Source organism: Synechococcus sp. PCC 6716, assembly GCF_022570815.1.
GTDB classification, from domain to species: Bacteria; Cyanobacteriota; Cyanobacteriia; order Thermosynechococcales; family Thermosynechococcaceae; genus Thermosynechococcus; species Thermosynechococcus lividus.
This window is the reverse complement of the sequence record NZ_JAKLTU010000014.1, coordinates 24,160-50,137: the sequence shown is the minus strand read 5'-3', so window position 1 is coordinate 50,137 and position 25,978 is coordinate 24,160. Positions and strand designations below refer to the sequence as shown.

General features: G+C 53.2%; 26 protein-coding genes and 1 pseudogene. 11 read left to right on the top strand and 16 right to left on the bottom strand.

Annotated elements, in window-relative coordinates:
* The first annotated feature begins 2 nt into the window (after positions 1–2).
* Positions 3–329, top strand: coding sequence for a sll0565 family protein (locus L5220_RS08430; protein ID WP_099799078.1), 327 nt, complete (start codon positions 3–5; stop codon positions 327–329).
* Here L5220_RS08430 and L5220_RS08425 read toward each other — a convergent pair.
* Genes L5220_RS08425 through L5220_RS08415 form a run of 3 tightly spaced genes read right to left on the bottom strand, consistent with a single transcriptional unit; the run spans position 326 to position 1,940 of the window.
* Positions 326–802 carry a GNAT family N-acetyltransferase gene (locus L5220_RS08425; RefSeq protein WP_499572950.1) on the bottom strand — a complete coding sequence of 159 codons (477 nt, stop codon included), beginning with the start codon at positions 800–802 and terminating at the stop codon, positions 326–328. The genes L5220_RS08430 and L5220_RS08425 overlap by 4 nt on opposite strands.
* Entirely contained in the window at positions 799–1,317 is a 519-nt protein-coding gene (locus L5220_RS08420) for a hypothetical protein (protein ID WP_499572948.1), read from the bottom strand. Before L5220_RS08420 ends, L5220_RS08425 begins: the two co-directional genes overlap by 4 nt.
* The gene (locus tag L5220_RS08415) at positions 1,317–1,940 is read right to left on the bottom strand and encodes a flavin prenyltransferase UbiX (protein WP_499572973.1); all 624 of its coding nucleotides are present in this window, start codon (positions 1,938–1,940) and stop codon (positions 1,317–1,319) included. Before L5220_RS08415 ends, L5220_RS08420 begins: the two co-directional genes overlap by 1 nt.
* 388 nt (positions 1,941–2,328) lie before the next feature.
* On the opposite strand from L5220_RS08415, the gene L5220_RS08410 reads away from it, so the two are divergent.
* The 3 genes from L5220_RS08410 (at position 2,329) to L5220_RS08400 (ending at position 4,009) form a co-directional block, all read left to right on the top strand.
* Positions 2,329–2,859: a hypothetical protein gene (locus tag L5220_RS08410; protein ID WP_448515509.1), complete on the top strand. Its 531-nt coding sequence runs from the start codon at positions 2,329–2,331 to the stop codon at positions 2,857–2,859.
* Between the two features lie 108 nt (positions 2,860–2,967).
* Positions 2,968–3,564 (top strand): ATP-dependent Clp protease proteolytic subunit, encoded by a 597-nt coding sequence (locus tag L5220_RS08405; protein ID WP_099799074.1) that lies wholly within the window; start codon positions 2,968–2,970, stop codon positions 3,562–3,564.
* A gap of 46 nt (positions 3,565–3,610) precedes the next feature.
* Positions 3,611–4,009: a hypothetical protein gene (locus L5220_RS08400; protein ID WP_448515510.1), complete on the top strand. Its 399-nt coding sequence runs from the start codon at positions 3,611–3,613 to the stop codon at positions 4,007–4,009.
* Positions 4,010–4,020: 11 nt separating this feature from the next.
* Here the strand turns inward: L5220_RS08400 and L5220_RS08395 are convergent, their stop codons facing one another.
* Both L5220_RS08395 and L5220_RS08390 read right to left on the bottom strand, forming a co-directional pair.
* Positions 4,021–5,217 (bottom strand): Coenzyme F420 hydrogenase/dehydrogenase, beta subunit C-terminal domain, encoded by a 1,197-nt coding sequence (locus L5220_RS08395; protein WP_499572945.1) that lies wholly within the window; start codon positions 5,215–5,217, stop codon positions 4,021–4,023.
* A gap of 15 nt (positions 5,218–5,232) precedes the next feature.
* Positions 5,233–7,434: a phosphoketolase family protein gene (locus L5220_RS08390; RefSeq protein WP_499572943.1), complete on the bottom strand. Its 2,202-nt coding sequence runs from the start codon at positions 7,432–7,434 to the stop codon at positions 5,233–5,235.
* 165 nt (positions 7,435–7,599) lie between these two features.
* On the opposite strand from L5220_RS08390, the gene L5220_RS08385 reads away from it, so the two are divergent.
* The gene (locus L5220_RS08385; protein ID WP_499572941.1) at positions 7,600–8,946 is read left to right on the top strand and encodes a cobyrinic acid a,c-diamide synthase CobB; all 1,347 of its coding nucleotides are present in this window, start codon (positions 7,600–7,602) and stop codon (positions 8,944–8,946) included.
* Positions 8,947–9,319: 373 nt separating this feature from the next.
* A pseudogene (locus tag L5220_RS08380) lies at positions 9,320–9,454 on the top strand (hypothetical protein); the annotation flags it as partial.
* 182 nt (positions 9,455–9,636) lie between these two features.
* Here L5220_RS08380 and L5220_RS08375 read toward each other — a convergent pair.
* Positions 9,637–10,875 carry a hypothetical protein gene (locus L5220_RS08375; protein WP_499572940.1) on the bottom strand — a complete coding sequence of 413 codons (1,239 nt, stop codon included), beginning with the start codon at positions 10,873–10,875 and terminating at the stop codon, positions 9,637–9,639.
* A 314-nt stretch (positions 10,876–11,189) separates the two neighbouring features.
* On the opposite strand from L5220_RS08375, the gene L5220_RS08370 reads away from it, so the two are divergent.
* From L5220_RS08370 to L5220_RS08350, 5 genes are all read left to right on the top strand, one after another.
* A complete protein-coding gene (locus L5220_RS08370) occupies positions 11,190–11,873 on the top strand; it encodes a DUF1345 domain-containing protein (protein WP_448514193.1) in 684 nt (227 codons plus the stop codon).
* Positions 11,873–12,646, top strand: a complete 774-nt coding sequence (pgeF, locus tag L5220_RS08365; RefSeq protein ID WP_499572970.1) for a peptidoglycan editing factor PgeF — start codon at positions 11,873–11,875, stop codon at positions 12,644–12,646. The genes L5220_RS08370 and pgeF overlap by 1 nt, the downstream gene beginning before the upstream one ends.
* A 2-nt stretch (positions 12,647–12,648) precedes the next feature.
* On the top strand, positions 12,649–13,764 hold the full coding sequence (cobT, locus tag L5220_RS08360) for a nicotinate mononucleotide-dependent phosphoribosyltransferase CobT (protein WP_499572938.1): 1,116 nt from the start codon (positions 12,649–12,651) through the stop codon (positions 13,762–13,764).
* A gap of 126 nt (positions 13,765–13,890) precedes the next feature.
* A complete protein-coding gene (locus L5220_RS08355) occupies positions 13,891–15,720 on the top strand; it encodes a P-type ATPase actuator domain-containing protein (RefSeq protein WP_499572936.1) in 1,830 nt (609 codons plus the stop codon).
* Between the two features lie 8 nt (positions 15,721–15,728).
* A complete protein-coding gene (locus L5220_RS08350; RefSeq protein WP_499572934.1) occupies positions 15,729–16,391 on the top strand; it encodes a cytochrome b/b6 domain-containing protein in 663 nt (220 codons plus the stop codon).
* 117 nt (positions 16,392–16,508) lie between these two features.
* On the opposite strand, the gene L5220_RS08345 is transcribed toward L5220_RS08350, so the two are convergent.
* The 10 genes from L5220_RS08345 to L5220_RS08300 form a co-directional block, all read right to left on the bottom strand.
* On the bottom strand, positions 16,509–16,604 hold the full coding sequence (locus L5220_RS08345) for a transposase (RefSeq protein WP_499572968.1): 96 nt from the start codon (positions 16,602–16,604) through the stop codon (positions 16,509–16,511).
* A 361-nt stretch (positions 16,605–16,965) separates the two neighbouring features.
* On the bottom strand, positions 16,966–20,481 hold the full coding sequence (locus L5220_RS08340; protein ID WP_499572932.1) for a DEAD/DEAH box helicase: 3,516 nt from the start codon (positions 20,479–20,481) through the stop codon (positions 16,966–16,968).
* 73 nt (positions 20,482–20,554) lie between these two features.
* On the bottom strand, positions 20,555–21,130 hold the full coding sequence (locus tag L5220_RS08335; protein ID WP_499572930.1) for a Uma2 family endonuclease: 576 nt from the start codon (positions 21,128–21,130) through the stop codon (positions 20,555–20,557).
* A 65-nt stretch (positions 21,131–21,195) separates the two neighbouring features.
* Positions 21,196–21,777, bottom strand: a complete 582-nt coding sequence (locus tag L5220_RS08330) for a Uma2 family endonuclease (RefSeq protein ID WP_499572928.1) — start codon at positions 21,775–21,777, stop codon at positions 21,196–21,198.
* A 34-nt stretch (positions 21,778–21,811) separates the two neighbouring features.
* Positions 21,812–22,036 (bottom strand): DUF2283 domain-containing protein, encoded by a 225-nt coding sequence (locus L5220_RS08325; RefSeq protein WP_247215636.1) that lies wholly within the window; start codon positions 22,034–22,036, stop codon positions 21,812–21,814.
* A complete protein-coding gene (locus L5220_RS08320) occupies positions 22,021–22,332 on the bottom strand; it encodes a hypothetical protein (protein WP_499572926.1) in 312 nt (103 codons plus the stop codon). Before L5220_RS08320 ends, L5220_RS08325 begins: the two co-directional genes overlap by 16 nt.
* A gap of 4 nt (positions 22,333–22,336) precedes the next feature.
* On the bottom strand, positions 22,337–23,932 hold the full coding sequence (locus tag L5220_RS08315; protein ID WP_499572924.1) for a DUF559 domain-containing protein: 1,596 nt from the start codon (positions 23,930–23,932) through the stop codon (positions 22,337–22,339).
* A gap of 166 nt (positions 23,933–24,098) precedes the next feature.
* Positions 24,099–25,208, bottom strand: a complete 1,110-nt coding sequence (locus L5220_RS08310) for a DNA methyltransferase (protein WP_499572922.1) — start codon at positions 25,206–25,208, stop codon at positions 24,099–24,101.
* A 182-nt stretch (positions 25,209–25,390) separates the two neighbouring features.
* Complete coding sequence (locus L5220_RS08305; protein ID WP_499572919.1) at positions 25,391–25,519, bottom strand: hypothetical protein; 129 nt, start codon at positions 25,517–25,519, stop codon at positions 25,391–25,393.
* Positions 25,507–25,842: a hypothetical protein gene (locus L5220_RS08300; RefSeq protein WP_499572917.1), complete on the bottom strand. Its 336-nt coding sequence runs from the start codon at positions 25,840–25,842 to the stop codon at positions 25,507–25,509. Before L5220_RS08300 ends, L5220_RS08305 begins: the two co-directional genes overlap by 13 nt.
* Between the last annotated feature and the right edge of the window lie 136 nt (positions 25,843–25,978).

Here is a 25,978-nt window from a genome sequence, read left to right as displayed (position 1 = left end):
GTGTGGACTCGGAAGACGAGGTGCGGCAACTCTATCGCGAAACCCGCGATCGCCTTGACCAGCTCTATGCGGACTATGAACGCATTCAGGCCACCCAAGCACGGCTGAAGCAGGCGAACGCAAACGCCCTCCAAGCCGAAGGCGATCGCCTACAGGAAGAACTGCGCCAGCTGGAAGTGGAGTTTGGCTTGACCTTACTGTTTAATTTGGGGGATGCTGCCCGCGAGTGCTGGCAAGAGATTCTCCGCCAAGAGCGGTTCTGGAACTTTGTGCGCTTTTTTGGCTTGGGGTTTGCGCTAGGGATTCTTGTCAAGGCACTGACAGGCTAGGAGCGCTTCAGTGCCGTTTGCCAAAGCCCGGGCCGCGACTCAGGAATGGCGATCGCCCCTACGGCCTTAGCATAAAACTCTTCTGAGGAAACCCAGCCAATGACAGCATAGGCATAGCCCATTGCCCCCATGTGCCAGAGGGTTAACTGCAACAGGAGGCGACCAATGCCTTGGCCACGGTGCGACTCCGCCACAGCCATCGGGCCAAACATCCCCAACGCGGCAGCGTCATAGCAGGCCATGCCAAGGAGGTGCCCGTCCTGAACCGCAATCAGACTGCGGGGTGGGCGTTGACTGAGGGCGATCGCCACCTCGCTGTGCCACCCCGCACTAAAGCGGTTCTGCACCCACTGCAAAATGAGATCCGTTTCTGAGCCAAGGGGGTGGCGATAGTGAATCCCCTGCTGCTGGTGGGCGGTGACAGCTGGCCAGTCCACCTCAAGCTCATAGAGTTTGACCAGCATATCCGTCATAAATCAATATCCCAATCCTCGTTATCATCACTGCGGGGGGGAGGGGGCGTGAGAATGCGGTACTCGGCATCCACAACCGACTGTGGTGGTGGCGGTGCTGGCTGGCTTTTGCGGGAGGGGCGGTAGCGGTGGGAATAGGGGGCACTGCGACGCGGCGGCGAATCGTTGAGGGTGGGTTCGCGCGGGGTAGTCGAGTCAATCTCCTCAAACCAATCCTCGGCATCCTCGACCTCGCTATCCTCTGCGGGGGCACGCATGGATGCATCCTCTACTGGGATTGGTTCTGGCGATTGCCGCTGGGGTCTGCGCTTTTCTGGTAGAGTGCTTGAACTCAGCACCAGCAGCCCCTGCCCCCACAGAAGACCAACCATAGCAGCAGCAGCAATCCAGAAAGCAAGGGGCAACGGTGGTGTTTGCTGCCCTAAAAAACGCAATGGCAGCACAGGCTGCCAATTTTGGACAACTAATGTGGTGATCAGGGCGATCGCCGCCACATATACCCAGACTTGCGACATTAGTTAACCGGTCCTTGCCAACGCTTTAAGGGCACACAATCCAACCCTAGCTGATCGAGAGCACGAGCCACGACAAAATCCACCAAGTCCTCAATCGTTGTGGGGCGGTGATACCACGCTGGAATCGCTGGGACGATCCGTGCCCCGGCCATAGCCAACTGAGTGAGATTCTGCAAATGAATTAGGCTAAAGGGGGTTTCCCGCGGCACCACTACCAAGGGGCGGTTCTCTTTAAGGTGCACATCCGCCACCCGCTCCAGTAAATCAGAACTTAAGCCTGCCGCTAGCTTGGCCACCGTGCTCATACTACAGGGAATAATGACCATCCCAAGGGTGCGAAAGGAACCACTGGCGATCGCTGCGGCCACATCGGTTGGGCGATGGCACGTCAACGACCCGTCCCAGACCTGCGCTTGCTCTCGCCAAAAGCGCGCCTGCTTATCCGGCAGCACTGGCATGGCTAGGCCGCATTCCGCTTGCCACACCTGATGAACAGCCTTAGATGCCACTAATTGAATAGGATACCCTGCTTGTAATAGAAATTTAATGGCACGGACTGCGTACAAAAGACCAGACGCGCCCGTAACACCCAAAACAATCGGTGGAGGAGAGGAAGTCACAATTTAAGCCATACTAAACGAAACAGTCATCACCCTCGGCAAACCCTTAGGTTTTTGCAACGGTTCCATTGTGAACTACCGCTATTGAATCAACGATTACAATAGCGGCTTCCTACCCACAGAAGCGCTTGCCACTCCGAGAGTGATGAGTCTTACCTTCTGGCGATAGGCATTGCCCCGCGTCCCGCAGGTCAAACAGCATGGAGAACAGGAAAATGCTTGTACGTATCTGGCTTGGTTTTCGCTCAGTTGCCTTCCACGCAAGGCTGTTTGGATTGTACTACAAGCTGCTGCCGCAATTATCTCACGCTTCCATCAACGATTTGAAGTGGAGGAGTCTTGCGGGTTTTGCTAAATTGCCGACTGGTACACTCTCTTAAGTAGCTGCAACATGACCATTCCTGATCCGGCCTTCTTCCCTGAACCTACGACAGATAGTGCGGTGGTTATGCCACCAGAACTTATCCGCGAGTTGTTTGATGCTGCACTCCTAGATGCGCTAGTCTCTAGTGAGTTACCAGATCTCGATCAACTGTTTGTGAACCTAGAACCCCTCAGGCTTCAGACCACACCCCCCCCTATCTCTGACGCCCAGTGGCGGCAAATGCAGGCGCAGCAACAAATCATTGCTCGGCAGCTTGAAGAAACGCTGACCTATTTGGCCAAAGTCAAAGCCGTAGCCTACCAACTCCAAGCGGTGGCTAGCGAGTTTGTCACCACACCCAAACGGGGTCAGCGACAGCCATCTTCCCTCCATCCCCTTGAATATTTGGCCGCAGAGTTGCTACAGGCGATCGCCCACACCCAAGCCGCTTTAGAACCAATCTATGACCCCCTACACAACCTAGGAGACACCCTCAATGCTGACGAGCCAGCATTGAGATCCTTTTCTAGTGCAGCAATGTCACAATCTCTGCCCTAGGCGTGGTTATGGCTTGTAGCTTGACCTAACTATGCTTGATCCTGTTGCGCCGCAGGGGGGCTAAATTTTGTTACTGTAGGAGCATGAGCGTCAGCATGGAAGAGTTTTATGCCCATCGGAGTGCCTAAAGTCCCCTACCGGATGCCCGGGGAACCCTACACCCAGTGGATTGACATTTATAACCGCCTGTACCGTGAGCGAATTATCTTCCTCGGCAAAGAGGTTGATGACGAGATTGCCAACCAAATCGTGGCAGTCATGCTCTACCTTGACTCGGAAGACCCGGGCAAGGATATTATGCTGTACATCAACTCTCCTGGTGGCTCGGTCACCGCAGGCATGGCCATTTATGACACGATGCAGCACATTAAGTCGGATGTGGTGACCATCTGCGTTGGTTTAGCCGCTTCCATGGGGTCATTTCTTCTGGCCGCCGGGACGAAAGGCAAGCGTTTGGCATTGCCCCACTCACGTATTATGATTCACCAGCCTTCGGGGGGCACCCGCGGTCAAGCCACGGATATTGAAATTGAAGCGCGCGAGATTTTACGGGTACGGCGGCAACTCAATGAACTCTACGCCCACCACACCGGCCAACCCGTCGAAAAAATTGAGCGGGATATGGATCGCGACTACTTTATGTCTGCCGAAGATGCGAAGGCCTATGGCCTCATCGATCAGGTCATTGAAGAACGTGCCCATTAAAGACCCAAATTAACTGCATTGCCGTTTTATCGAGGTTGTATCCATCATGCTGCGCCCCCTCTCCTGTCTTATTGCGGCTCTGGCTGCTGGTGTGGGAGTCTCGTTGAGTCAACCAATGCGTGCCCAGTCTGCTAGTCCCTTTCCCGAAGAGATGATGACCAGCACGGTTCAACAGATGAGTGACTCGTTGGCGACCTATATTGCAGGTTCTAGTTGCAGCCAATTAGCCAGCATTGTCAAAATGATTCCCACCGATGGCAGCAACCCGGCACCGGATCCCAACTCCATCATTGGGTCAGTGATGCTGACGGTTAAAAACAGCCCTAATTTGCAGTCCACGATCGCCACGCGGGTTGGCCCTCCCCTCATTAGCAAAATGTTGGAATGCAACATGGTTCCGGTAGATCTATTGATGCAAGCCGCAACAACTCGCAGAGGGCCGTAACACCTTAGGGTCTAAGACTCTGGTAAGTGGTACTGATCAACAATTTTTTGGGCAAACCTAGGGACATGAGTCGCTAGCTTAGCTGGGTAATTGCGTCGCACAAACAGATAGTTGCGAGTAAAGTGCGAGTCAATGGAAAATCGAGCATATTCCAACCCTTTGGGGCCAATCCGCTCAATGACTAAACCCATCAACTGCGCTGCCCACATTGGCAAGGTCACTCCCTTATCGTAGGCTGGAATGCTTTGCTGCACGGCGGCATGGCGATCGCCTTTGCTCATCACCGGTTGGGTCTCTAGCTGTGCCCGCACTAAGTCCAGCATTTCTTGGCCTAGGGGATTGCGCACCACCAGCCACTGCCAACCAAAGGGTGCCCCCATATAGCCGACAACTAAATCCGCAAGGCCATTCACATAATCAAAGCAACTCATGCAGGAGGGGGCAAACACATCCTTGAGTTGATTGGTTTTAAGGCCAAAAAAGGGAACCGTTTCCGTCGAACCATCACTGTGCTTAAAGTGCACCCGGAAGTCCTGCATAAACTCGTAATAAACCACGGTATCTGGGGAGCGGCTCGTGGTTTCTAAGAACTTTTGCAGACCCGCGCGGGTGACGTTATCCACACAGGGGGTGCCCAACACGTAGAGCGTCTCTAGGCCTAATTTATCCTGCACGGCTCGCAGGGCTTGGATTTGGCAGCCCACACCAATGACAAGCAGGCGCTTTAACCCTGAGCGCTCCACCTCCTCCAGCACGGATAGGTTGGGGGACAGGGTGGGTTTATTGACCCGGGCGGCGAGAATCTCGTCACGGTTGCGGGCAATGACGGGCTTGGGGGTAAAGCGATCGCCCTCGCTAGCGTGAACACAGACCACCCCTTCCACCCGTCCGGACTCCAGCATGGCAATGGCAATACTGCTGACGATGCCGGTCCACTGTGCCCCTGCAATCGGCTCTGTTTTGCGGGCAGCCAGCATTTGGTGGTGAACCCCAAAGTAGCATTCATCCCAATTCTCAAGCTGGCGCGATCGCCCGTGGGTTTGGGTCTCAAGGGTCTCAAACTGTTGGTTTAGAAAGGCACAGGCCTCCTTCACGTAGTGGATATAGTAGGTGTCACACAGGCCGCATTCACTACAGAGGGCTTTGGCGGGGCGGGGGCTACCGGCTTTGAGGGCACGGGCTTTTTTATGGTTACGAGCGAGGGTCATCAGAACGTCCTGCATCTAGAGTTTCAGGAGAGTATGGGCGCGATCGCAAATGGCCGCTGGGGTCAAGCCATTGTAGGCCATCAGTTCAGAGGCACTGGCGGTGGKTTYACCCCSCTGCCATGCCAGTACATCTCGTGGCGCCGTGGCTCGCAGCAGCACCGGCTCCAGAAGAGCAGCAGCACCACCGGTGATAGCTAACAGCGCATCACCCCCAAAGAGACGGGCAAAGGTGGCCTCATCGGCAAAGCCATCGTCTGGTTCCGCACAGGTTTGCCATGCTACATCGCTAGGGCGGTATAAACGGCGGGGATTAATGACCGAGACAATGCGCACCCGATAGCCTGCAGCTTCTAAGGTGGGCATAGCCGCATACACAGGATTCAAAATCATATCCCCCAGCACCGCCAGCACTAAGGTAGCGCGCCCACTGGCGGATTCATAGAGCGTCACCGCGCCCTCCGCCAGTCCTTGCTCTGTTTGGGCAAAGGTCGTCCGCACCGGCAGCGGGCTCTTGCTAGCAAAGATGGCAATCCCCTTATTCTGCGCCGTTAGTGCCCAGCGATAGCACACTTGAATACTGTTCGCATCCGGTGGAAACAGGGCAAAGACATTGCCATTGCGCAGCAGCGCCGCGTAGTAGGCTTCAATTTCTGGGCGCTGGTGCGTCCAGCCATTGCGCCCCTGCTCAAGGGCACCCGCCGTATAGAGGGCTACAGTGGCGGGGGTGGGGCGGCGCAGTTCGGCCATCGCTTGGGTCACGGTTTGCCAAATCGGCAGACCATTAATGGCAAAGGACTCGTAGGAGCACCACAGGCTGCGACTACCCATCAAACACAACCCTGCTGCTAAGCCTGCACAGGCATCTTCGCTGAGGGGTTCATAGACTTGGCCGTGGGGAACTTGGTTGTAGAGGGGGTCCTCTGTGGGGTGAATGATTTTCAAGGCTTGGTTGATGTTGCCAATTCCAGAGGCTTCGTTGCCATCGGCATTGGTGATCAAGTAGCGGCGATCGCGCACTCCCACCTCTGCCACCATCCGACCCATGGCGGTAGTGGCTACTTTKGCCTCCCCAAGATCGTAGGCTTCGAGGGGAATATCCCCCAACGGCGGAAGCTCAAGCACCTGTTCTGTGACGGCAACACGTGCTGCCGAACCCCCTGCAGCGACTTCGCAGTTGTGGCGCACCAGTGCCCAGGCCGAGGGCGAGAGGGCGCGGGCTTTCAGGGCACTAACAATGTCGGGATTCTCAAGGGTGTGCTGGGCATAGAGATTGTGGGATTTGGCTCCCTTGGCATGCACCCCTGCCCCTTTAAGCTGCTTGAGAATCAAGACCGTGAGCTTACCAGAGAGCGCTGATTGCGCCGCCTCCTGTACCCCTAGGAGGACGGCTTTTGTAAAGGCCAGCCGTTGCCCAAAGGAAAAGAGGGTGCTGTCCACATAGGCTCCCGGTTGGTTGGCATCATCAAAGTCCTTGGCATCCACCAGCACCACTTCCTCAAAGCCATTGCCGTGCCAGTAGGCCATCATTTCGCGATTACTTTTCAGGGATACCATGCTGTGGTGCTCTTGGCTAAAGCCGTTCCACACCAGCACCGGCAAGAAATTGGTCACCTCAGGAAAGGCGGTATGGAAATGCGCCATCCCACTCATCACGTAGGGTTCTCCGAGGCCACCATCGCCCAATGTAAAGGGAAAGAGGGTGTGACGGTGCAGCCAAGCTGCCGCCATTGCGAAGTGCTGCCCCTGCCCCAACGGGCCAGCGGGAGCCAAAATACCGGGAATATAACCGGAAAGGTGCCCCAATAACCCGTGTTTTTCCCGAAAGCGATCGCGCAGGTCTTGAACCGTGTAAATCCCCATCTGCTCTAGGGAGCGATCCAAGAACATGGCGGCATAAAAGCCGGGCGCATGGTGCCCCACTTCGGTAATGATGTTTTTGTACCCCAGCAGTACTAACGCTGCATAGGCTTCCGCTTGGCTCGCAAAGCCCCCCGGATGCCCCGAGGCTTTACTGGCGGTCATTTGCAAAATTAAGTAGCGGAGCGCATCGGCGTAGAGGAGGGTTTGGTAAGCCGCCGCAGGGGACTCTGGGTCTGGGAGCGTGGTTTGCTGGGGGTTCAGCAGCGGTGTTTGCCCATAGTGCTCCCAGTCTGGCCAATCGTCGCCAAAATACTGAATTCCTTCACAGAAGCTGGGCACCGAAGTTACCGCTGTCATACGACCCAATCCTTAACTTGCACACTTAATCTTCCATCTTACAAGGGGGTGGCGGCGGTCTCCGGCAATAATAAAGTATGCCCAACAAAGTAAATAGGGCTGATCATCAATGGTTGCGGTAGCTTGGCCAGATCAATTGATTTTTGTAGGGGGATGTAATTAGGAATGGCCTTAGTGATTGCCGGCGATCGCAGCGGTGTGGGCAAAACCACGGTGGCTCTTGCCCTCAATGCGGCTCTAACAGCGCGAGGGCGGCGGGTACAAACCTTCAAAGTTGGCCCTGATTACATTGATCCGCTGTTTCATCGCGCCATCAGTGGCCGTCCCTGTTACAACCTTGACCCCATTCTCACTAGTGCTGATTATGTGCAAACCTGTGCGAGGTACTATAGCCAAGATGCGGATGATGTTCTAATTGAAGGGGTGATGGGGCTGTTTGATGGCCGTGGGGGCACCAGTGAAGGCAGTACGGCGGCCATTGCCCAATTACTGAATGCCCCGATCCTCTTGGTCTTGGATGTGCAAAAACAGGCAGCATCGGTCGCAGCCTTGGTTTATGGCTTTTGTCACTACCATCCAGCCCTGAGAATTGCCGGAGTCGTTCTCAATCGCGTCGGCAGCGATCGCCACCGCCAAATTTTAGAAGATGCCCTTGCGCCCCTTGGCATCCCCGTCCTTGGTGTCCTCTACCGCGATCAGCAGCTTGCCCTACCCAGCCGCCACCTTGGGTTAGTTCCACCCCACGAGTCAGCAGCGTTTCAAGCCGTGGGCGATCGCCTAGCTGTTCTTGGTTGCACCTGCTTTGATTGGTTGCACCTCGAACCCCTTTGCGCTCCCCTGTTCCCTGTCTCCCCTCCCCTCTCCTCTCTCCCCCCTCTTCCCTCTCCCCTCAACATTGGTATTGCCCAAGATGCTGCGTTTCACTTCTATTACACCGATGCCTTAGATGTGTTACGCACCCTAGGAGCAACCCTTATTCCGGTATCACCGCTGCGAGATCCTTGCCTCCCCCCCAATCTGAGCGGCCTGATTCTAGGGGGTGGCTTTCCTGAGGTGTTTGCTGCCGAGCTAAGCGCCAATGAGTCTTTTTTAAGTGCTCTGCGCCACAGCCTCCAGCGTGGGTTACCCGTCTATGCCGAGTGTGGGGGGTTAATGTACTTGGCGCAGGGGATTCACACCCTAGAGGGTCAGGTTTATCCCCTAGTGGGGCATCTGCCGACAGTTGCACACATGGGCGATCGCCTCACCCTAGGCTATCGCACTGCAACTGCACTGCACGCTACCCTGTGTGTTGATCAAGGGCAGCAGGTGTGGGGGCATGAGTTTCACTACTCTAGGGTGACACCATCCCCCCTCTCTCCCCTGTGGCACCTCAACAGCTTGCCAGAGGGATGGGGAAGTGATGATGTCCATGCCAGTTATCTGCATCTGCACTGGGGAGGCCACCCAGAATTTGCCATGAAATTTTTGCAACGGGCAGCGCATTTTTCTAGGTCACCACATCTGTGTTAGCCTGCGCAAACTACCCAACGCTGATTCTACGCATAGAGCGCGGGCTTTCTGTAGCCCTCCAGTTATCTCGCAAGACAACTAGGAACCTCTAGGCTGGTTTACCCAAAAAAGTGCCGTAAAGCCCTTGCCTACCGCTACGCGGAAGCAAGCTAACAGGTATTGGGATATAGGACGCAAGCTATTTTATCTGCCCCAATAGACTCATGCTAGTTAGAGAAGCCAAGCTAAAGGGGACACAGGCATAATATCAGGCTCTAGATGAAGCCATCCGTACGGCACAGTTTGTGAGGAACAAGTGTATTAGGTACTGCATGGATAACAAGGGCGTGAAAAGACCCTATCCACCAGAACTCATAGTTGTCCCGGATGCGGGTTTGAGACGGATCGAGACAAAAATGCTGCCCTAAACATCCTGAAGAAAGGGTTAGGCATTGTGGGGATGGAATGCAAAACAGTACCTTTGGGCAAAAGGGAACTGCCTCGCAAGGGGGAACGACTGGGGAGATAAGCACCGCTACTGGGAAGGGGCGCCCCAACTCAGTACGTGCTGTCGCTGAACCAAGAACAAGAATCCCCTGCCTTTAGGCATGGGGAGTATGTCAAAGGGGATGGGATTAAGGGGGGTGAATTTCGAGACAATATGGCCATTGGTGGATGATACGAGTAAAATTGCACGCTTCAGGGGCATACTCAATGCCGGGGAGGGCTAGACTGGTGAACTGATGCTTGGGCTTTCTTCAGGTATTTTTCAATAGTTATCTGTTTGAAGTACTTAAATTTCAAGCGGCAAAGCCGCTCCGCCTCAGTTAAATACTGTAGGCCTGTGCGGATATCTCCTGCACCTAAAGTAGCAATGCCAGCCCTCAGGAGTAAATCTGGATCATCAGCACGATGGCGTCGCAGTTCATATTGATCACGAGATGCCTGAGTCAGCGCACTTGCAACCAACAATGCTAGCGAAGCCTCCTCGCCTTTCAGAGGTAAAACTCGTTTAGTGATGGCCTTGAGGACATCTTGAGGCACGCGGATCGTTTCCTGAGCAACTCGAGCTGCCAATTCGTCTTCTTGGGGTACTCCTAAGAAGTTTGCCAACGCTGCTAACGTTTGATCACAGGATGCTTGAGTTGAATGCTTAACCGTTGGCAGATAAATGACAGTACCCATGACATTCATGGCCAAGGTAGGGGACTGTTGGTAACACTGAACCGAACGGATCGCCCTCAAAGAAAACTGATAATACTCAGTATCCCACTTCGGTATATGGAAGAGGGGGGTAAAAAGCCAATTATTGTTGTGAGGCTGCTTGCTTAAGCCAACAAATAGAGGCAGTCCAAGCCAAGAGCTAACAGTAAGAATCTTGGTATTCTCATCAAACTTGAACTCCAATTTATCCCAATATTCGCAGGCCAGCAGACTAAAGAACATATAGAAAAGCAACAATGCCAATAGTTGATTGCCAACCCCATACACCCATAAACCCGATGGTGACTTTAACAGGGTAATGATTGCTGGTGTTAGGACAAACTGGCTAACAGGCCACGCTGCAATCAGTAGTACAACGGTACCCATCCCCGGTACAAACCGGAGTAAAAATACCTCCATTGCCACGCGTGCTACTCCCCTTAAGTCAAGCAGCGCCGTAATAAAATTAGCCACCATTAGATATAGCAGCCATGTCAGTAAACCTATCAAAATTACCAATACAATGAGTCCAATCGTTAGGTTTCTAGTGAGGTCACTGGCAAGATTTTCGCTATAAATCAGAGCAGCGTAGTTATTCTGAATATAGGCTGGGTTAAAGGAGATCAATAGCCCCCAGCCAAAAATAAGTGTAAAAACTCCTGCAATAAGACGGCCAATTAGATCAAAGCCCTCAGTTCCCACTAGGGTATATTGGTTGCCACTTGCAAAACGATGGATTCGTAACATAAAGCAAGCAATTTAGCCGTTACACTCTATCCTATCGAAGCGTCTTGAGACGCTTAGTATTCCACATTACACAGGTCACAGAGATGCCCAAAAGTGTTGAAGATTAGTTGCATCTTATTAAGCTAGTATGGGGCTACCCAATGCTGCACTCCACAATAGTGACAGGTACTTCGGAAGTTTTATGGAAGCCAAGTTCTTTCCTTGCAGCAGCTATCTCCAACCTTTCGTTGTGCTGGTTGGCTCAGTTCTTTAAGTTCACGCTGAATTCTCTCCCCAATCCTCAAGACAGCGGATAGCAAGGTATGCTGAGTTGTATGAGCTTCAGTCGAATTGGCCGATGGATTGATCAACTTCAGGTGGGAATGCGCCTGATCCTTGCTCTGTTGGTGGCTGTTATTGCCCTTGCCCTTACGGGTACTTGGCTAGAGTTAGGACAGCGACTTCTATTTGCTTGGGATGTGGGCATCACTACCTACCTGCTGTTGCTCCTGAAAATGATCGTCAGTGTCAATAGCTTACAAACCCAGCGGCGAGCGCAGGTGGGGGAGCCTAACGCGCTCACGATCCTTATGCTGGTGGTGTTTACGGCCATTGCCAGTATTGTGGCAACGGGTTTACTCTTAGCAGATACCAAAATTCCTAATAACCCCCTGTTGGCCTTACAGGTGAGCTTGGCGACATGGGCGGTCATTGCTGCATGGTTTTTAACTCATACCTGCTTTGCATTGCAGTACGCCCGCTACTACTACGATGACAACTACCATACCGTTAATGAGTTTGGTTATGCGGGGGGTCTGGATTTTCCGGGAGACGGCGAACCCGATTACCTCGATTTTATGTATTTCTCCTTTACGATTAGCCTGACATCACAGACCTCTGATGTCTCTATCGAGGGGCGACACATTCGTCGTCTTGTGCTGTTTCACCAAATTGTCTCCTTCTTTTTCTACAGTGTTATTGTCGGGTTGGTGATCAATGTCATTGCGGACTTGTGGTGATGTGGCACTGGCAAACCACTGAACTGGGGGTATTTTTAACCTGTGACCTGCTATCAGACTTTCGCCATGGGTTCTTTAGTCGCACTTGGCAGGGTCAGCCCCTCGAATGTCTCACGGCGGCACTGGGGTCAACTGCACCTTCGCTGCACACTCAACAGGTGCATGGGAATCGTGTTGTCTTAGCCGCAGACGTGTTGGCCACGCAAACCCGTTTAGAGGCCGATGCTCTAGTTACCACGGCGGCGGATCAAGCTCTGTGGGTGTGCAGTGCTGATTGTGTGCCACTGCTGATTGCTGATCAAACGACGGGACGGGTTGCGGCAATTCATGCGGGCTGGCGGGGGACGGCTGCTGAAATCACCAAGAAAACAATTGCCCAAATGCAGGCGTTGGGTAGCGAGTTGGCTAGTTTACGGGTGGTACTAGGGCCTGCCATTCAGGGTAAGCGATATCAAGTGGGTTTGCCGGTGGCCTATGCTTTGGCGGCAACCGTGACAGACGTAACCGATCAGGTCGATGCTGCGATGGTCTCTACAGACCTTTACCAATCCTTAGCAAGGTTGGATCCGGCAGTAGTGTTTACGGATGCAGACCCGCAACGGCTGCGGATTGATGTGGCGCGGGTCAATCGGTTGCAACTGTTGCAATTAGGGCTACAGGAGGATCAGATAGCGCTGTGTCCCTACTGTACCTACGAAGATGCGACCTACTTTTTCTCCTACCGCCGAGAACGCCTCAAACAGGTGCAGTGGTCAGGAATTGTTAGTCAGTAACCATGATTGGCGTGGCGTGGGGACAAGACATTGCTCTGCGGTGGTGCGATCGCCTGCGGTGCACTCACAAGGGCGATCGCCCCCAAAGTCAACAACCAGCGATCATTTGTGTCCTAGGCTTTACGGAAACCGCCTTAATTCCCGGAATTTCAGCGGCAGGCAAAACCGCCACCGATCGCCGCTATACTGCCCTAGCCGATGGCGAATTTTTACTCAGGGGGGTTCAACCCCGCTACCAGTACCCCCTTCCCCCCCTGATTGAGGGAGCCTCCCCCGCCCTTATTAGCCGTGCCCTCATCGAACGCCTCGATCTACCCCTCTACGTTTTCAATGCTGGCCTGCCAGCACCGGGGTTGGTGCCAATGATTGACCTAGGGGGAGTGCCCGCGCGGTGTGTGAGTACAGGGCACGCCATGAGCCGCGTGATGGTTGAGCATTTGTGGCACCAAGGATGGCAGTGGGGCGAACGGTTGAGCCAAGCCCACCCTTGGCTGGTGATTGGCGAATGCGTTGTTGCGGGCACAACCACTGCTTTGGCACTGTGCGAAAGCTTGGGAGTTACGGCACAGTACTGTGTGGGCAGTAGCCATCGCCAGAGTAACCATGGGCAAAAGTGGCAGATTGTCCAGCAGGGGCTGAGCCAGTTACCCCCCAATCCAGACCCTTTGGCCTGTGTGGCGGCCATTGGTGATCCGATGCAAGTGGTTGTTGCCGCCATGGTTTTACGAGCTAGTCAAACCTGCGCTGTTCTTTTGGCCGGGGGGTCACAAATGATTGCGGTGTATGCCTTGGCGCAGGCGATCGCCCGGTGGCAGCAGTTACCTTGGCGGCCTGATCAAATTGTTGTGGGTACCACTCGCTGGATTGTAGAGGACACCACGGCTCACATCAGCACCTTAGCTGCGCGGGTTGAGTGTCCGCTCCTCTATAGCCAACTGAATTTCACGACCTCCCGTCATGCAGCCTTTCGAGCCTATGAAGCAGGGTTTGTAAAGGAAGGAGTCGGGGCGGGTGGCTGCTGTATTGCGGCTCATCTTTTGGCGGATTGGCACAACGAGCAGATGGTTGCGGTCATTGACAGCCTAGGCGATCGCTGGCATAAGCGCCTTGCTGAATAGGTACGTTGCAAGCAGACATGCAACCCTGTAGCTTGCGCTCAGATGGCGGTAAAACAGGGCTTGTATTTTGATCCCAAAACAAACGTTATAAGCTGAGAAGAAGTGGCCAGTATAAGGCAGTGTGCAATGGAGCAGCAGATTGTCCATGCAACCGTAGGACGGGTACGGTTTCGGGTGCCGCGACTACGCTGGGATGCCAACTATGCTGAACTAGTGGTGCAGTTGCTAGAGTCTTTGGCCATTGTGGAGCGGGTGCGCTTAAACCGCCAAGCCGCCACAGTGGTTGTTGAGTATCAGCCCCATTTACTCGCTGCCAACACCATCCACGATGCCCTTAGTCGCTGCTTTAGCCAAGCAACGGTTGCCACTCCCCAGCCATGTCCGCCCACGGCGGCACCTGCGGATGCGATCGCCCTCGAAGATTACGAGGCGCAAGTGGAGGCCGATGCCCGCCTTGAAACCGATTGGGAGCGCTTAGGGTTACCCCTTGTTGCCTTGGGCGTATCACTGTTGAGTGTGCCGTTCGAGCTTCCCTTTGTCGTCGTGGGGGCAGCGGTGCTTGCCAGTGCGTGGCCATGGTTTCAGCGCGTGGGGCATCAGGTCAGCCAAGGGCATCCTCCCAATGTCGATTTACTCGATAGCCTGTGGATTGGGCTGCACACTGCCAACGGTCAGTTTTTAGCACCCGCCTTAAAAACTGCGATGGTTGGGGTGAGGGCAGATGTGCGCGATCGCCACCGACGACAGCAATTACACGCCTATCCCAGTGTCTTAATGGAGCACTATCAGCACCTTACGGTTGAGCGAGGGCAGGTTCCCCTAACGATTGAAAGCCAACAACTGCAAGCTGGGGATATTTTCTGGCTACAACCCGGAGAGTTAGTGCCTGCCGATGGTAAGGTTTTGGTTGGCATCGCAGAAATTGAGCCTGCTCACTTTGCCCCCTCGCGCCAAGTGATGGTTGTCCGCCCAGGAGACTCCCTAAACGCCGGTAGCCAAGTGATTACCGGGCAACTACAGGTGCAAGCCACCCGCACGGGTTGGCAAACTCGCCTTGGCTTGATCACTGACTTGCTGCACACAGAGCCTGTCTATGATAGTGCCTTAGCACACCAGCAAGGAGAATTTGCCCGTCATGCTGTTTTACCCACCTTGGCATTAAGTGCCGCATTGTGGTTCTCCACAGGAGCCTACGGGCCGGCGATCGCCCCCCTGCAATTTGACTTTGGCAGTGGCGTCCAACTCTCACTGCGTACCGTCCTCCTGTCTGCCCAAGTATTTGCCGTGCAGCAAGGGGTTTACCTGCCAACCGCTGGCACCCTCGAATATCTTGCCCAACTGGATTGTTTAATTATCGATGGTCGCTCAGGCATTCCCGACCTCTTAGGGTGTCAACGCCTGATTCAAACCCTACGACGTATCGGCATAGCCACCTACGTGGTGCATCCAGAGGCGCATACCGTCCCCATGGAGGGAGCCACAGACCTCACCTCAGATCGCCTTAGCGATTTACAGTGCTATCTGCAGGGCAAACAGTACCGTGTGGGCTGGCTCAGCTTTGGGGAAGCCTGTAGTTGTCCCCTAGATCAGTGGCTGCCAATTCGCTGGGCGCCTTCCACCTTTACCCCCAATGCCAAAGTTGTCGTCTTGCTCGATCCGGAGTGGGCGGCGCTTAGTCGTGGCATTGCCCTAGCCCGGGATGCCCTAGAGCGTACCTACCAAAATGTTGCCTTAATTACCTTGCCTAACCTCGCTGTCACCTTTGGCGGTATGTTTTTGGGGCTGCATCCTGTGGTCAACGTAGTCACCAATAATGTCACTGCCTTTATGGCAGAATTTCTCCATGGCGACGCTCCCCAGTTCCGCACTGAATTATTGCCCTCTAGGCCAGCCCCCTCGTTACCCACGACCCAACACGCGCGCCCTAGCATACCTCAGTTGGCCTTTGCACCCTAAGGATCACCATGTCAATGCCTTACCAGCCAATTCTTTTGCGCCTGTTGCATGGAGTGATGGCGCTGTTGACCCTTCTAGCGCTGCTGTCGGGGTTTTGGGTCTATAACACCTACGATGGTCGTTGGGGGACGTTACCCTTACCATCAGTCTCGGATATTCAGGGGATTCACGGCACCATTGCACTGGTGGCATTACTGCTGTTTCCGTTCTTTGTGCTCTACAGCTTTCACCTTGGCGATCGCCGCCTCATTCAACCAACATCACTGCGCCAGCTATACTCTATCGGTCAACCGGCAAGCTGGGTGGCATTGCACCGGATTGCGAATACCGTAATGCTGCTAGTGCTCACCTTTGCCGTGCTGACGGGGCGAATGATGAAGGAAGAGTGGCTACCAGCGGGCGAAAAAAATCACGGTTGGTACCTCGCCCATCTCGTGGCTTGGGGCTGTGTTTTTTTGAGTTTAGGAAGTCATCTGCTACTTGGCGCAAAAGTGGGAGGGCTGCCTCTGCTGCGCTCTATGTTCAGCCGCCAGATGCGTAGCGAGGATCGACCGCATTCATGGTGGCGTGGCCTGAAGCTTACGCCCTCTAACCGCTTGCTACAGGGGCTGGAAGTGATAATTATCCTCGGCATTGTTGCCGCTTTTGTCTTACCAGCCTTCAGCAGTTGATATTTCTATCTTAGCTCTAAGCGGACTGTTGGGTTTTGACCAGAAGTGTTGAATCTAGGCATAAAACTTTAGATTTCAAGGTACACGGCTCTCCCGTTAGTGCGATGATAATTTTTACTAACTAGAGAAGCAAGCTAACAACCTGTCCCGAAAATTGTTGAAATTTACAAAGCCATATGCTTGTCGTTTAATCAATTTAATACAATTATTGATTCTATTGATTTATTGATTCCTTCCATTGTGAGGTATATGCTCATTGTGACACGAGAGGAACAGAACGTGTACCTTTGGGGCGAGCGGTACCTAGTAGGGGCTTAACCGCAGTAGAAATATTAAGTTTTGTTGCAGAATTCAACAGCTGTGGTTAGAAGGGTTTCTGGAGCTGGTGTTTTAATTCTTGGCCGCAGACCGGCTGCTTCAGCAGAGGCGGTACTGACCATAACTGTGCGTGTTGCTATCCCCTGAAGAGCGGTCGGCTCCAAGCTCCTTAAAAGAGGCTACGCTAACACTTTACTATACTATTTTTATTATTTTGCTTGGCTTTTTATTATTTTGCTTGGCAAGCCCATTTTGTTTACTTTCCAATCCTGTGCAATGCCTCGATCCAGATCTTGAGTTCCTGCTTAGCTAGGTTTTTATCCGTCAACTCCTGTTCCTGATGGGCGATGTAGGTATTGCGAAAGTCATTGATGCGGGTGACGGTTTCTAGCAGTTTGCGCCCGCCCTGAAACCGTAACTGAGTTTGCAAGGCTTCAAATACACCACCGATTTTTGTGGTGTCGTTGAGCGCGTAGTCTAGGCACGATCGCAGCAAGCCGATCAGTGACAACCCATTATTAAATACCAACGTCCGTTTCAGGTTTTGGGCGAGCTTGCGGTAGTAGTCCTCTGATTTACGGTCTACACCACCTAGGGAGGGAGCAAACCAAGCTTTTTGATCCTCTACGGTGACGGGCATCTCTGGTTGCAGTCGCCGCACTAGGAAGCCTTTCGCCACTTCATCAATGGAACCAAGTAGGGCGGTAAAGACAGGAGCATAATTCATACCTTCTTTGTTTTCAAAGAAGCGATAGAGCATCACGGCTTGATCGGCAGCACGGCGATAGCGGGAAGGCAAAGCATTGAGAATCTCTGGATCAATCAGGCTATCCACCGTAGCCACTTCTTCATCGGATTGCCCCAAGTTCACAAACAGGGGTAAGTCTTGAAATTCCTCAGATTGGAGCAAGTTTTGCAGAGCGGGAGCACAGGCGCGGGCAAGTTCGGCAAGGGTATCGCCTGCCATGCGTTCAAACACGCCTTGGGGAATGTAGAGATAGTGCCATTGAGTTGTTTCACTCGAAGCAGCTTCGCACCAGGCGATCGCAGCTTTAGCTTTCAAGGGCACATCCCGATCTTCGCGCCCTTTGGTTTCCACTAGGTAGTAGTGACCATCAAGGGTGCGGACAAAGAAATCGGGGGTGTAGAAGGCAAGGCGATCGCCATTTGCCAGGTAATCAATTCGCAAGCATTGAGGTCCGGCATTTTTAGCAAAGGCAGCGACATCGGGAGCGCGATCGCAGAACTTCGCCACTGCCACTTCTAATTCTCGGTTGCAGGGGACGAGGTTAAACAGGGTCTTGGCCGCTTCCAGGGCGGGACGGCGCTCGCTGAGGGTGACTTGAAAGGGTTTCCAGGTATTCAGGGATTTGGGCGGTTCAACCATCAGCCGTTCTTCGGTGGTGATGGTGCGGCTGCGAATCAGGGGCACAAACACCGCCCGCAGGTGTTCGCCCACGTCAGAATCAGCTAACCGAGCCACTAGCGCCGGATCAAACAGAGTGGTTTTCTGCTCAAACAGAATCTCTTCCAGAAAGGTCTGGATCAGGGGCGCGAGGATGGGATGGAGTCCCCGCAGTTTGCAAATGGTTTCCAGTTGTTTGACGTAGTAGGAAACCGCACCAATGCCTGACTCCAGCAGAGGCAGACTCAACTGCATTTTTTCAACAACTTCGCCTGTAAACAGATGCCGTCCCTCATACTCAATTGTGTTGCCCTCACCCCCAGCCCCTCTCCCCACTTGGGAGAGGGGGGCCGAACCATACTCTTGTCCCCCTTCTCCCGCCCTGGGAGAAGGGGGTTGGGGGGATGAGGGGGCGAGGGGTAAGGGTTTATAGGGCTTAAACGCTGTTTTCACATCCTGAATCGTCAACCCTTCCAGCCTGGGCACCATCCGAAAGCCCGCAGACAGGGTGGGAAGCTGGATATTCAGAGCATTCACATCCTTATGGGCTTCATCAGGGAAGATGGAAATTGTCGTGGCAGGAACGCGATCGATTTCCACAATTTCCAGCGGCAAGCCTTCCTGAGCCAGTTCTTGCTGATAGAGGCTGGCGAAGGCGGGATGCTCCACCACCGTCACCAGTTCATTGGCTTGACCAGGGGGAGTCATACGGCGCAAGCCTCGTCCTAGCGTTTGTTCTGGCAGAATGTTGGCTTTGGAACTGTAGGGACGCAGGGGCACGATCGTCGTCACGTTTCGCACGTCCCAGCCTTCCCGCAGCATCAGCACCGAGACAATGCAGAAATAGGGACTGGCGTTGCTATCCAGTTCCCGGCTGAGTTTTCGCAATGCCTTCAGGTCATCGTCGCTGATGGCTTTTTCGTCTTCGACAAATTCATACCGCGCCTCTTTGCCCCGTCCCACTTTCTTCAGCTTGCCCTTGAGGTTGGTGTGCAGGTTGATGGTTTTGCCATTGAGTTGCTCAAACAGCGGGTCGGTGTTGAGGCGTTGAGTAATCTGGTCGGCAGCTTCGGTGTCATCGCACATGATGAACAGCAGGGGCTTTTTGCCGCTGGCTTGCCACTCGGCTTGGCTGGCTTTCCAGCGTTCGTAACCCAAGAGCAAATGCTGTTCCCAGCGGTAGGCGGCGTTGTCGTCGGCTTGTTCGACTAACTTGCGACTGGCTTGCCCAATCAGCGGGGTTTTGACAATTCCGGCATCGACGGCTTCCCCCAGGGGCGTATCGCAGATAATATGCTTGAAGAGTTGCCCTTTGTTGTCTTTGGGGGTAGCGGAAAAATCCAGTTGGGCGACCAGTTTATTGCCACTGCGCGCCAAGATGGTTTCATGCAGGGTGCGGATGGCTTCGTTCCAGGCAGAGCCAGGGTCCCAAACGTGGTGGGCTTCGTCGTTGAGTACCATCACCTGGCGGTGGGCGGTGATGCGATCGCGCAAGGCTGCCCCCGTATCCAGCGCCTTCGTCTTAGAGACGGCTGGCCCCAGCCAATCATAGGTCTCTTGCTCAGCTTTCTGTTTGCGTTTGGCGGTGTCGTAGAGGCGATGGATATTGGTGAGGTAGAGCGTCCCCCCCGTAGCGGCACCGCTGGCTTCGTCTTGCAGCACTACCGATAGGTTCCAGTCGCCGCGCCATTCGGGAGGAATCAGGGGGTCTTCGTCAAACACGCGCCCGTTGCCAAAGTCGTCTTTGAGGCGTTCGTACACGGTGAGGTTAGGGGCAATCACGACAAAATGCCGCGCCATTTCTGAATCGGATTCCCGCAGGGCGTGGAAATAGCTCCAGACGATGCACAGGCTCATCACCTTTGTCTTTCCGGCTCCGGTTGCCAGTTTGAAGGCATAGCGGCTCCAGGCATCTTCATCTTCGGTGATACCCAGGGCTTGCAATTCGGCATTGGCGCCGCCAAATTCGGCAATGATTTGGGATAGGCACTCAATCCGCCGGACTTCTTTGAGATAAATCAGAGTCTCGACGGCTTCTCGCTGGCAGAAGTAGTAGCGAAACTCAAATTCTTCTCCATCGGGGGTAGTTTTGCGGTGGGCGCGGTTAAACCAGTGATTCAGCAGTTGAATCGTGGTATCACTGGCGCCGATGTAAAAGGCTTCTCGCCACTCTCGCACCGCTGCCCGTAGGTTGTTGACCACCTCGATCGGGGATGCCCGTCGTCCCTGCACAACATTGCTCGCAGTGCCTATGTTTGTAGTGACCGCTTCAGCGGTCTTTTCCACCCGCACGCGATGGGCGTTGGGTTCTTGCCAAGGGGCAAACAGGGGTTCAAGGACGGTGGGATTGAGGGTGGAAGAGGTCATGGGCTAGGCTGTAGCATATCTACTGAAGCTCTGCATTTGCAGTGATCAAGGTATCCCAGAGGTTAGCTCATCATTAGCGCATTAATTGTTGGCGCAAGTTGCGGAGCGCAACGCCTGTACCTTGTTCAGCGGCGGTAGCGAAGACTTGAGCAATGAGTTCAGGCAGATCCACCCCTGGAAAATAGCGACTGCGGGTTTGCAGTGCATAGGTTTCCCCTTGCAGGGCATACATCTTTAAACCACTTTTTTTGAGCAGCCAGACTTCAGAAACACCGTAAGGGGCATAATCTTCAGCAGCGGTATAGGTGGTCACATCAATTTCAATCACCAGATCCGGGGGCGGATCGGTCTGCCAATTGATGCGGTCTTTGCCGACGGCTGCCTGCCAGTTATCGATGTAGAAGCAGTAGTCGGGTTCAATGCCCCCTACTTCAGGACTATCCATTGTGATGGGGGTAAAGGCTTCGTAATTTCGATTTTCGCTATCGAGGAGGATTTTAACCACATCAGCCAGAATATTAGCTTCGCGTCCGTGGCGGGGKAGGGGACTCATCAGCAAAATTTCTCCGTCGCGATACTTGATGCGGGGGATGGAGCCATCGCCGCGACTATCACGTAGGGTGCAGTAGTCTTGCCAGGTTCCGGGCATGCGCATGACGCTACCAGGGGGAAGATGAATTTTTTCACGGGAGATGACCGCATACATAAGCCAACCTAGAATGAGAGCTTTTGAAACAGTTCGGCGACAGGTAGCGTGAATCCGGGAATCACCTCTTCCCCATCGAGGGAATCGACGGATTTCAGTAGGCGATCGGGTTCTTGGGCAGAGCGATAAACCAAGACATAGTGTTCGCTAGGGTGAATAATCCAGGCCAGACGGGTGCCATTCTCAAAGTATTCCACCAGCTTGTCGTGAATTTCCTCTACGGTGTTGCCGGGAGACAGCACTTCAACTGCCAGATCCGGCGCACCATCCAGAAAGCCCGTAGGCAGTTCGGTCATCCCTTGCAGGCGTTCTTTGGCAAAGAAGGAAATATCGGGCGATCGCCGATTTCCACTCTTCATTTTGAAGGCAGTGCTGGAATCAAACAAAGCTCCTAATTTCTGGGCATTGACAACAGCAAAAAGAGCAGAACTTAGCGTGATAGCAAGATTGCCATGTAGTGCCCCTGAACTTCCCATATCAACTAATTCCCCATTCACAATTTCATAGCGATGCCCATCTTTTGGCAGTGCCATGAATTCTTCATCGGTCCAAATTTTTTTATCTGTTTTTAATTCAGTTGACGTAGACACGAATGACCCCCTTATTCAAGTAATGCTGTATCTTCTAAGCTGCACTTCCTTTTCCTGATAACAATTCAGCAATCAATGGCTTAGATTTAGCAAGTTGACTCACTGCCATAATGGAAAAGCCGAGCAGGTTACCCTCCAAATCTACCCGTTCCATCACGGCATCATTTTCTGTTTCCCGCATATAACCGGGAGCATCCGAGAAAATAACCTCTAGGAAGTCAGCTTCCGGATCAAACCAAACTTTTACTCGCTCTGCCATAGGGTTTCTCCTTTTTTAAGTTTATCCGTGAAATAGGCGGTGACAATAAAGGCATCGTCGGGGAGATACTTCACCACCACACAAAGCCATTTATCCCCAATTGCCGTTTGGGTATAGAACCGATAAAGCAGTGCCATGCTTTCATCACTGCGAGATTGGCGTACCAGTTTTGGCTGTTTCAGGGTGTCAATGATTTGAGCATCCATGCCGACCATTTCAGGGTGATCGAGAATATGCGCTAACCGTTCTTCGGTCAAACGTATTTCTCGATTCTGATAGTCGAGCAGAATAGGCATTGGGCTACACCTCCACCTCTACGGTAATGGAGGTATCGCAGCCAAAGGTATCGACAACTTTGACGCAGGTAGTGTATTTGCCGGGAGCAGGATAGGTGTAGCCCGCATCGCTGATGGTTTTGAGGCTGCGATCTTTCCGCGTCCGATAGTCTTGCCAGTCGTGGTTGAAGGGTTTGCCGGGCTGCCAGTTGAAATCTACAGCCCAGAAGTCAATAAAATCAAAGCCGCTTTTAATAGCTCGTTCCCTGATCGCTTCCAGTTCTTTGGTGGGTACTTCAGCAAGCGAGGGGATGAACTGGGTGAGTTTGATGTCTACGGTGCGGAGTCCCTCACCCCCGGCCCCTCTCCCAGAGGGGGAGAGGGGGGAAGAACGATAAACGGGTTCGGCGGCAAGGAGAGCGACTTCCAAAAATGGCGGCGGTGCCTTGCGGTTTTTCTCCATGATTTCGCGGGGGATTTGCACCAGCTTCAGCTTTACGCCCAACTCCTGTACCAGGGCATTCACCGTCAGATGCAGATCCATCTCAAACTCCCAGGCGAGGCAATAGCACTCCCGCCCGCCCGCCGCCGCAACCGCTTGGGCGACCTGTTTGGCTTCGTCGCGGGTAAAGATGGAGTCGATACCGTCCACATGGCAAAATGCCCCGGCTTTGCGCCCATGCAGTAGGGGGGAGGGTGGGTTGGTAAGAATTTCGGCTTTGAAGAACTCCAGAATCACCCGGCGATGTTCCTCATCCGCCCCCTGCAAGCGATCCTTTTGCCACCACTGCCGCTCGTAGCGCCCTAGGTTATAAACATCAAAAGCGCGATAGGGTTTGCCTTCACGGTACAGTTTGCGCTGTAGCTCAATCAGCCGCTTGCGGGAGGTGTGGATGGCAAAGCGCCCCAAGTCGCACATAATCCACCGGCGACCCAACCGCTCGGCTACTGCCCCAGTGGTGCCACTGCCACAATTATGAATGGCACAAACCTCTGTGAGATAGGAGTGGACTGATTCTACTTCTAGATCATAAACGTCTTCTTTGCTGGAGACTGTTGCTACCTTAGTCAAAGGCACGCCCTCTAGGGTGGAACCCCAAAAGACGATATCACCGGCTTTGAGATCGCTTGCCGCAATCCACTCAGCCCCTTGGGGACTAAATTGTTCCGCACTAATCGCTTGAATCCAGGCTGTGACACCTTCCAGGTTGGTTATGACGTCCTTGGCAGGAATATGCACAGTCCGCAACCCCAACGATCGCAAGTAGGCATCCCGGTTAGCGTCATGGGCGATCGCTTTTGGACTGCTGTGAAAAGAAGCTCCATCCACTTCGACGATGAGGTGTGCTTCACGGGCGTAAAAATCGGCAATGTAGCGTCCGATCGGGTGTTGACGGCGAAAGGAAATCCCTAGCTGCTTGTTCCGTAGGGCACTCCACAGTTTGCGTTCTGGCGGGGACATATTCTGACGCAACTCACGACTGCGCCCCCGCATGTATGGCGGAATGCCTGACCAGTCGGAGTTACCACCAAGGGTTCGGGGGGCTGTTTTAGCCAGAACTTTGTGATCGGCGGTGAGCCAAAGGGTTGTGTCTGAACGGGAATGCTGTAAGCCAATCATCTGGCCTTGATAGGGGCGATGAATGGTGCGAAGAACACGATGAGCTTTGCCGTCGTGGGCGAGGACGAGGTCTCCAGGCTGGATGGTCTCGATGGGAACGAGAGCGAGGTTAGCCCCTCCCCAGCCCTCCCCGCAGGCGAGGAGGGAGTTGGAGCCAGAGTCATTGTCATTGTCCCCCCGCGAGCCGAGAGTTAGGAGGCGGAAACTGGGATTGATCTAGGAACGATTCACCATTTCCCCCCGCGAGCCGAGGGTCAGGGGGGCTAACTCGCCACACCCGCGTACCCTTCCGGACACAAAAGAAATCCGCCACCAGATCGCCTTCATTTGAAGTTGACTGGATAATCCACTCTAAAAGTTTCTCCGGCTTTTGAGTAGCATATCCAATGCGTTCGTCTGCCATTGGATTAATGACGGGGATTTCCCAAACATCACCGAGTTCTTTTTCAGTACTTTCAACGTATATATAATTTCCGGCTTCGTCTCTTTGCCACTCATTTTTTCCTAGCTCTTTATTCCATTTTCGATATGGCTGCTTCCGCGCCTTTTTTACTGGGATTGAGATCGGATTATAAATAAATGTATTGCTTTTTGAATAAAAGAAGATATTGTTATGAAATACATCGAATGCGGCAGAGTTAGCACCATATTTATTGGTGTAGTACCAAATGACTTCGGAAACCATTTGATCTGATCCAAACACTTCGTCTAAAATAAGACGCAATGTTCCACTAACCCGATAGTCAATATGAACAAAGATGCTTCCATTATCACTTAACAGATCGCGCATTAGAGCTAGGCGCTCGTACATCATGTGCAGATAGGAGTCGATTCCTTTTCCCCAAATATCCCGATAAGCAACCATTTCAAGCGTGGATTGGTCTTTTTGAATGGAATCCTCATCCCCGATCGCCACACTCATCGAAAAATCCGCGCCCACATCAAACGGCGGGTCAATATAAATCAGGTCAATCTTGCCCTTAAACTCCTGCAACAGGGAAGCCATCACCAGCTTGTTATCGCCCCAGATCAGCCGATTGCGAAAGTCATCCACACGGGGATTCTGCTGTTCAAACAGTTCCAACTGCCCCTCTGCCGCCGCTGCCCGTCGCGGTTCATCAATGCTTTCAATCTTCTGCATCGGCATGGCACACCCAGCAATATCCACCTCTCGCCGGTTGCCATATTCGTCATACTTGCCCTCCCAGACCAGTTCCGTCCGCATTTGGGAGAGGGGGTGGGGGTTGTGGGGGCCGTAGGTGGGTTGCTGGGTCATGATTAAGGCAAAAGGTAAAAGGTAAAAGGTACAAGGTAAAAAGTTCGTAGTAACGACTTTAGTCGTTGCTAATATTCATTATGGTGAACACTACGAGCTTAAAGAGCTACTGTTTCAAAGGCGATACGGACGGGGCTATCCGAAGGCGGCAAAAAGTTAAGTTTTTCAAAGCCAATCCCTTTTCATTGCTGATCTTTCATCAAAATCACTTTGTTGCCCGTTTCTTCAGCTTCAAGCTCATCTTGAGGATTACCAAACCAGACCACCAGCGTATTGCCCGTGCGATCGTAAAACACCTTTACTTCTGCCATACTGAATCTCCTTCTTTAATTGCGCTGGTTCGATAAGCTGTGATCAGAAACCCTTCGCCATTCAAACGTCTTGCCACGGCGCAAACCCACCGCCTTTTGCCATCATCACGATAAAACAAGTAAACCTGAGCGTCCGTTTTGCTGAGACGAATTTCATCTGGGTGGCTTAATGTATTTTGGACATCGGTTAAGCGGTTGAACAGGATTGGATGGTTAATTGTAACGATGAACTGCCAATACTCAGCAATTGTACGCACTGAAAAGCCAAGAGGGGTGACGATTTCAAAGAGGGTTTCAGAATGGGATGAGAAATCATCGGTCATAAACCCATTCCCCGATCGCCACACGCATCGAAAAATCTGCGCCCACATCAAAGGTTGGGTCAATATCAATCATATCCACCTTACCCTTAAACGATCGCATCCGCCCTCAGCCCCAGCCCCTCTCCTAGAACGGGAG

What these genes read in the sequence shown, in the direction of transcription:
- L5220_RS08425 (WP_499572950.1), bottom strand. Translation starts at nt 802, where the DNA reads ATGACGGATATGCTGGTCAAACTCTATGAGCTTGAGGTGGACTGGCCA.
- L5220_RS08420 (WP_499572948.1), bottom strand. Translation starts at nt 1,317, where the DNA reads ATGTCGCAAGTCTGGGTATATGTGGCGGCGATCGCCCTGATCACCACA.
- L5220_RS08410 (WP_448515509.1), top strand. Translation starts at nt 2,329, where the DNA reads ATGACCATTCCTGATCCGGCCTTCTTCCCTGAACCTACGACAGATAGT.
- L5220_RS08405 (WP_099799074.1), top strand. Translation starts at nt 2,968, where the DNA reads ATGCCCATCGGAGTGCCTAAAGTCCCCTACCGGATGCCCGGGGAACCC.
- L5220_RS08400 (WP_448515510.1), top strand. Translation starts at nt 3,611, where the DNA reads ATGCTGCGCCCCCTCTCCTGTCTTATTGCGGCTCTGGCTGCTGGTGTG.
- L5220_RS08395 (WP_499572945.1), bottom strand. Translation starts at nt 5,217, where the DNA reads ATGACCCTCGCTCGTAACCATAAAAAAGCCCGTGCCCTCAAAGCCGGT.
- L5220_RS08385 (WP_499572941.1), top strand. Translation starts at nt 7,600, where the DNA reads ATGGCCTTAGTGATTGCCGGCGATCGCAGCGGTGTGGGCAAAACCACG.
- L5220_RS08375 (WP_499572940.1), bottom strand. Translation starts at nt 10,875, where the DNA reads ATGTTACGAATCCATCGTTTTGCAAGTGGCAACCAATATACCCTAGTG.
- L5220_RS08370 (WP_448514193.1), top strand. Translation starts at nt 11,190, where the DNA reads ATGAGCTTCAGTCGAATTGGCCGATGGATTGATCAACTTCAGGTGGGA.
- pgeF (WP_499572970.1), top strand. Translation starts at nt 11,873, where the DNA reads ATGTGGCACTGGCAAACCACTGAACTGGGGGTATTTTTAACCTGTGAC.
- cobT (WP_499572938.1), top strand. Translation starts at nt 12,649, where the DNA reads ATGATTGGCGTGGCGTGGGGACAAGACATTGCTCTGCGGTGGTGCGAT.
- L5220_RS08355 (WP_499572936.1), top strand. Translation starts at nt 13,891, where the DNA reads ATGGAGCAGCAGATTGTCCATGCAACCGTAGGACGGGTACGGTTTCGG.
- L5220_RS08350 (WP_499572934.1), top strand. Translation starts at nt 15,729, where the DNA reads ATGTCAATGCCTTACCAGCCAATTCTTTTGCGCCTGTTGCATGGAGTG.
- L5220_RS08340 (WP_499572932.1), bottom strand. Translation starts at nt 20,481, where the DNA reads ATGACCTCTTCCACCCTCAATCCCACCGTCCTTGAACCCCTGTTTGCC.
- L5220_RS08325 (WP_247215636.1), bottom strand. Translation starts at nt 22,036, where the DNA reads ATGGCAGAGCGAGTAAAAGTTTGGTTTGATCCGGAAGCTGACTTCCTA.
- L5220_RS08320 (WP_499572926.1), bottom strand. Translation starts at nt 22,332, where the DNA reads ATGCCTATTCTGCTCGACTATCAGAATCGAGAAATACGTTTGACCGAA.
- L5220_RS08315 (WP_499572924.1), bottom strand. Translation starts at nt 23,932, where the DNA reads ATGATTGGCTTACAGCATTCCCGTTCAGACACAACCCTTTGGCTCACC.
- L5220_RS08310 (WP_499572922.1), bottom strand. Translation starts at nt 25,208, where the DNA reads ATGACCCAGCAACCCACCTACGGCCCCCACAACCCCCACCCCCTCTCC.
- L5220_RS08305 (WP_499572919.1), bottom strand. Translation starts at nt 25,519, where the DNA reads ATGGCAGAAGTAAAGGTGTTTTACGATCGCACGGGCAATACGCTGGTG.
- L5220_RS08300 (WP_499572917.1), bottom strand. Translation starts at nt 25,842, where the DNA reads ATGACCGATGATTTCTCATCCCATTCTGAAACCCTCTTTGAAATCGTC.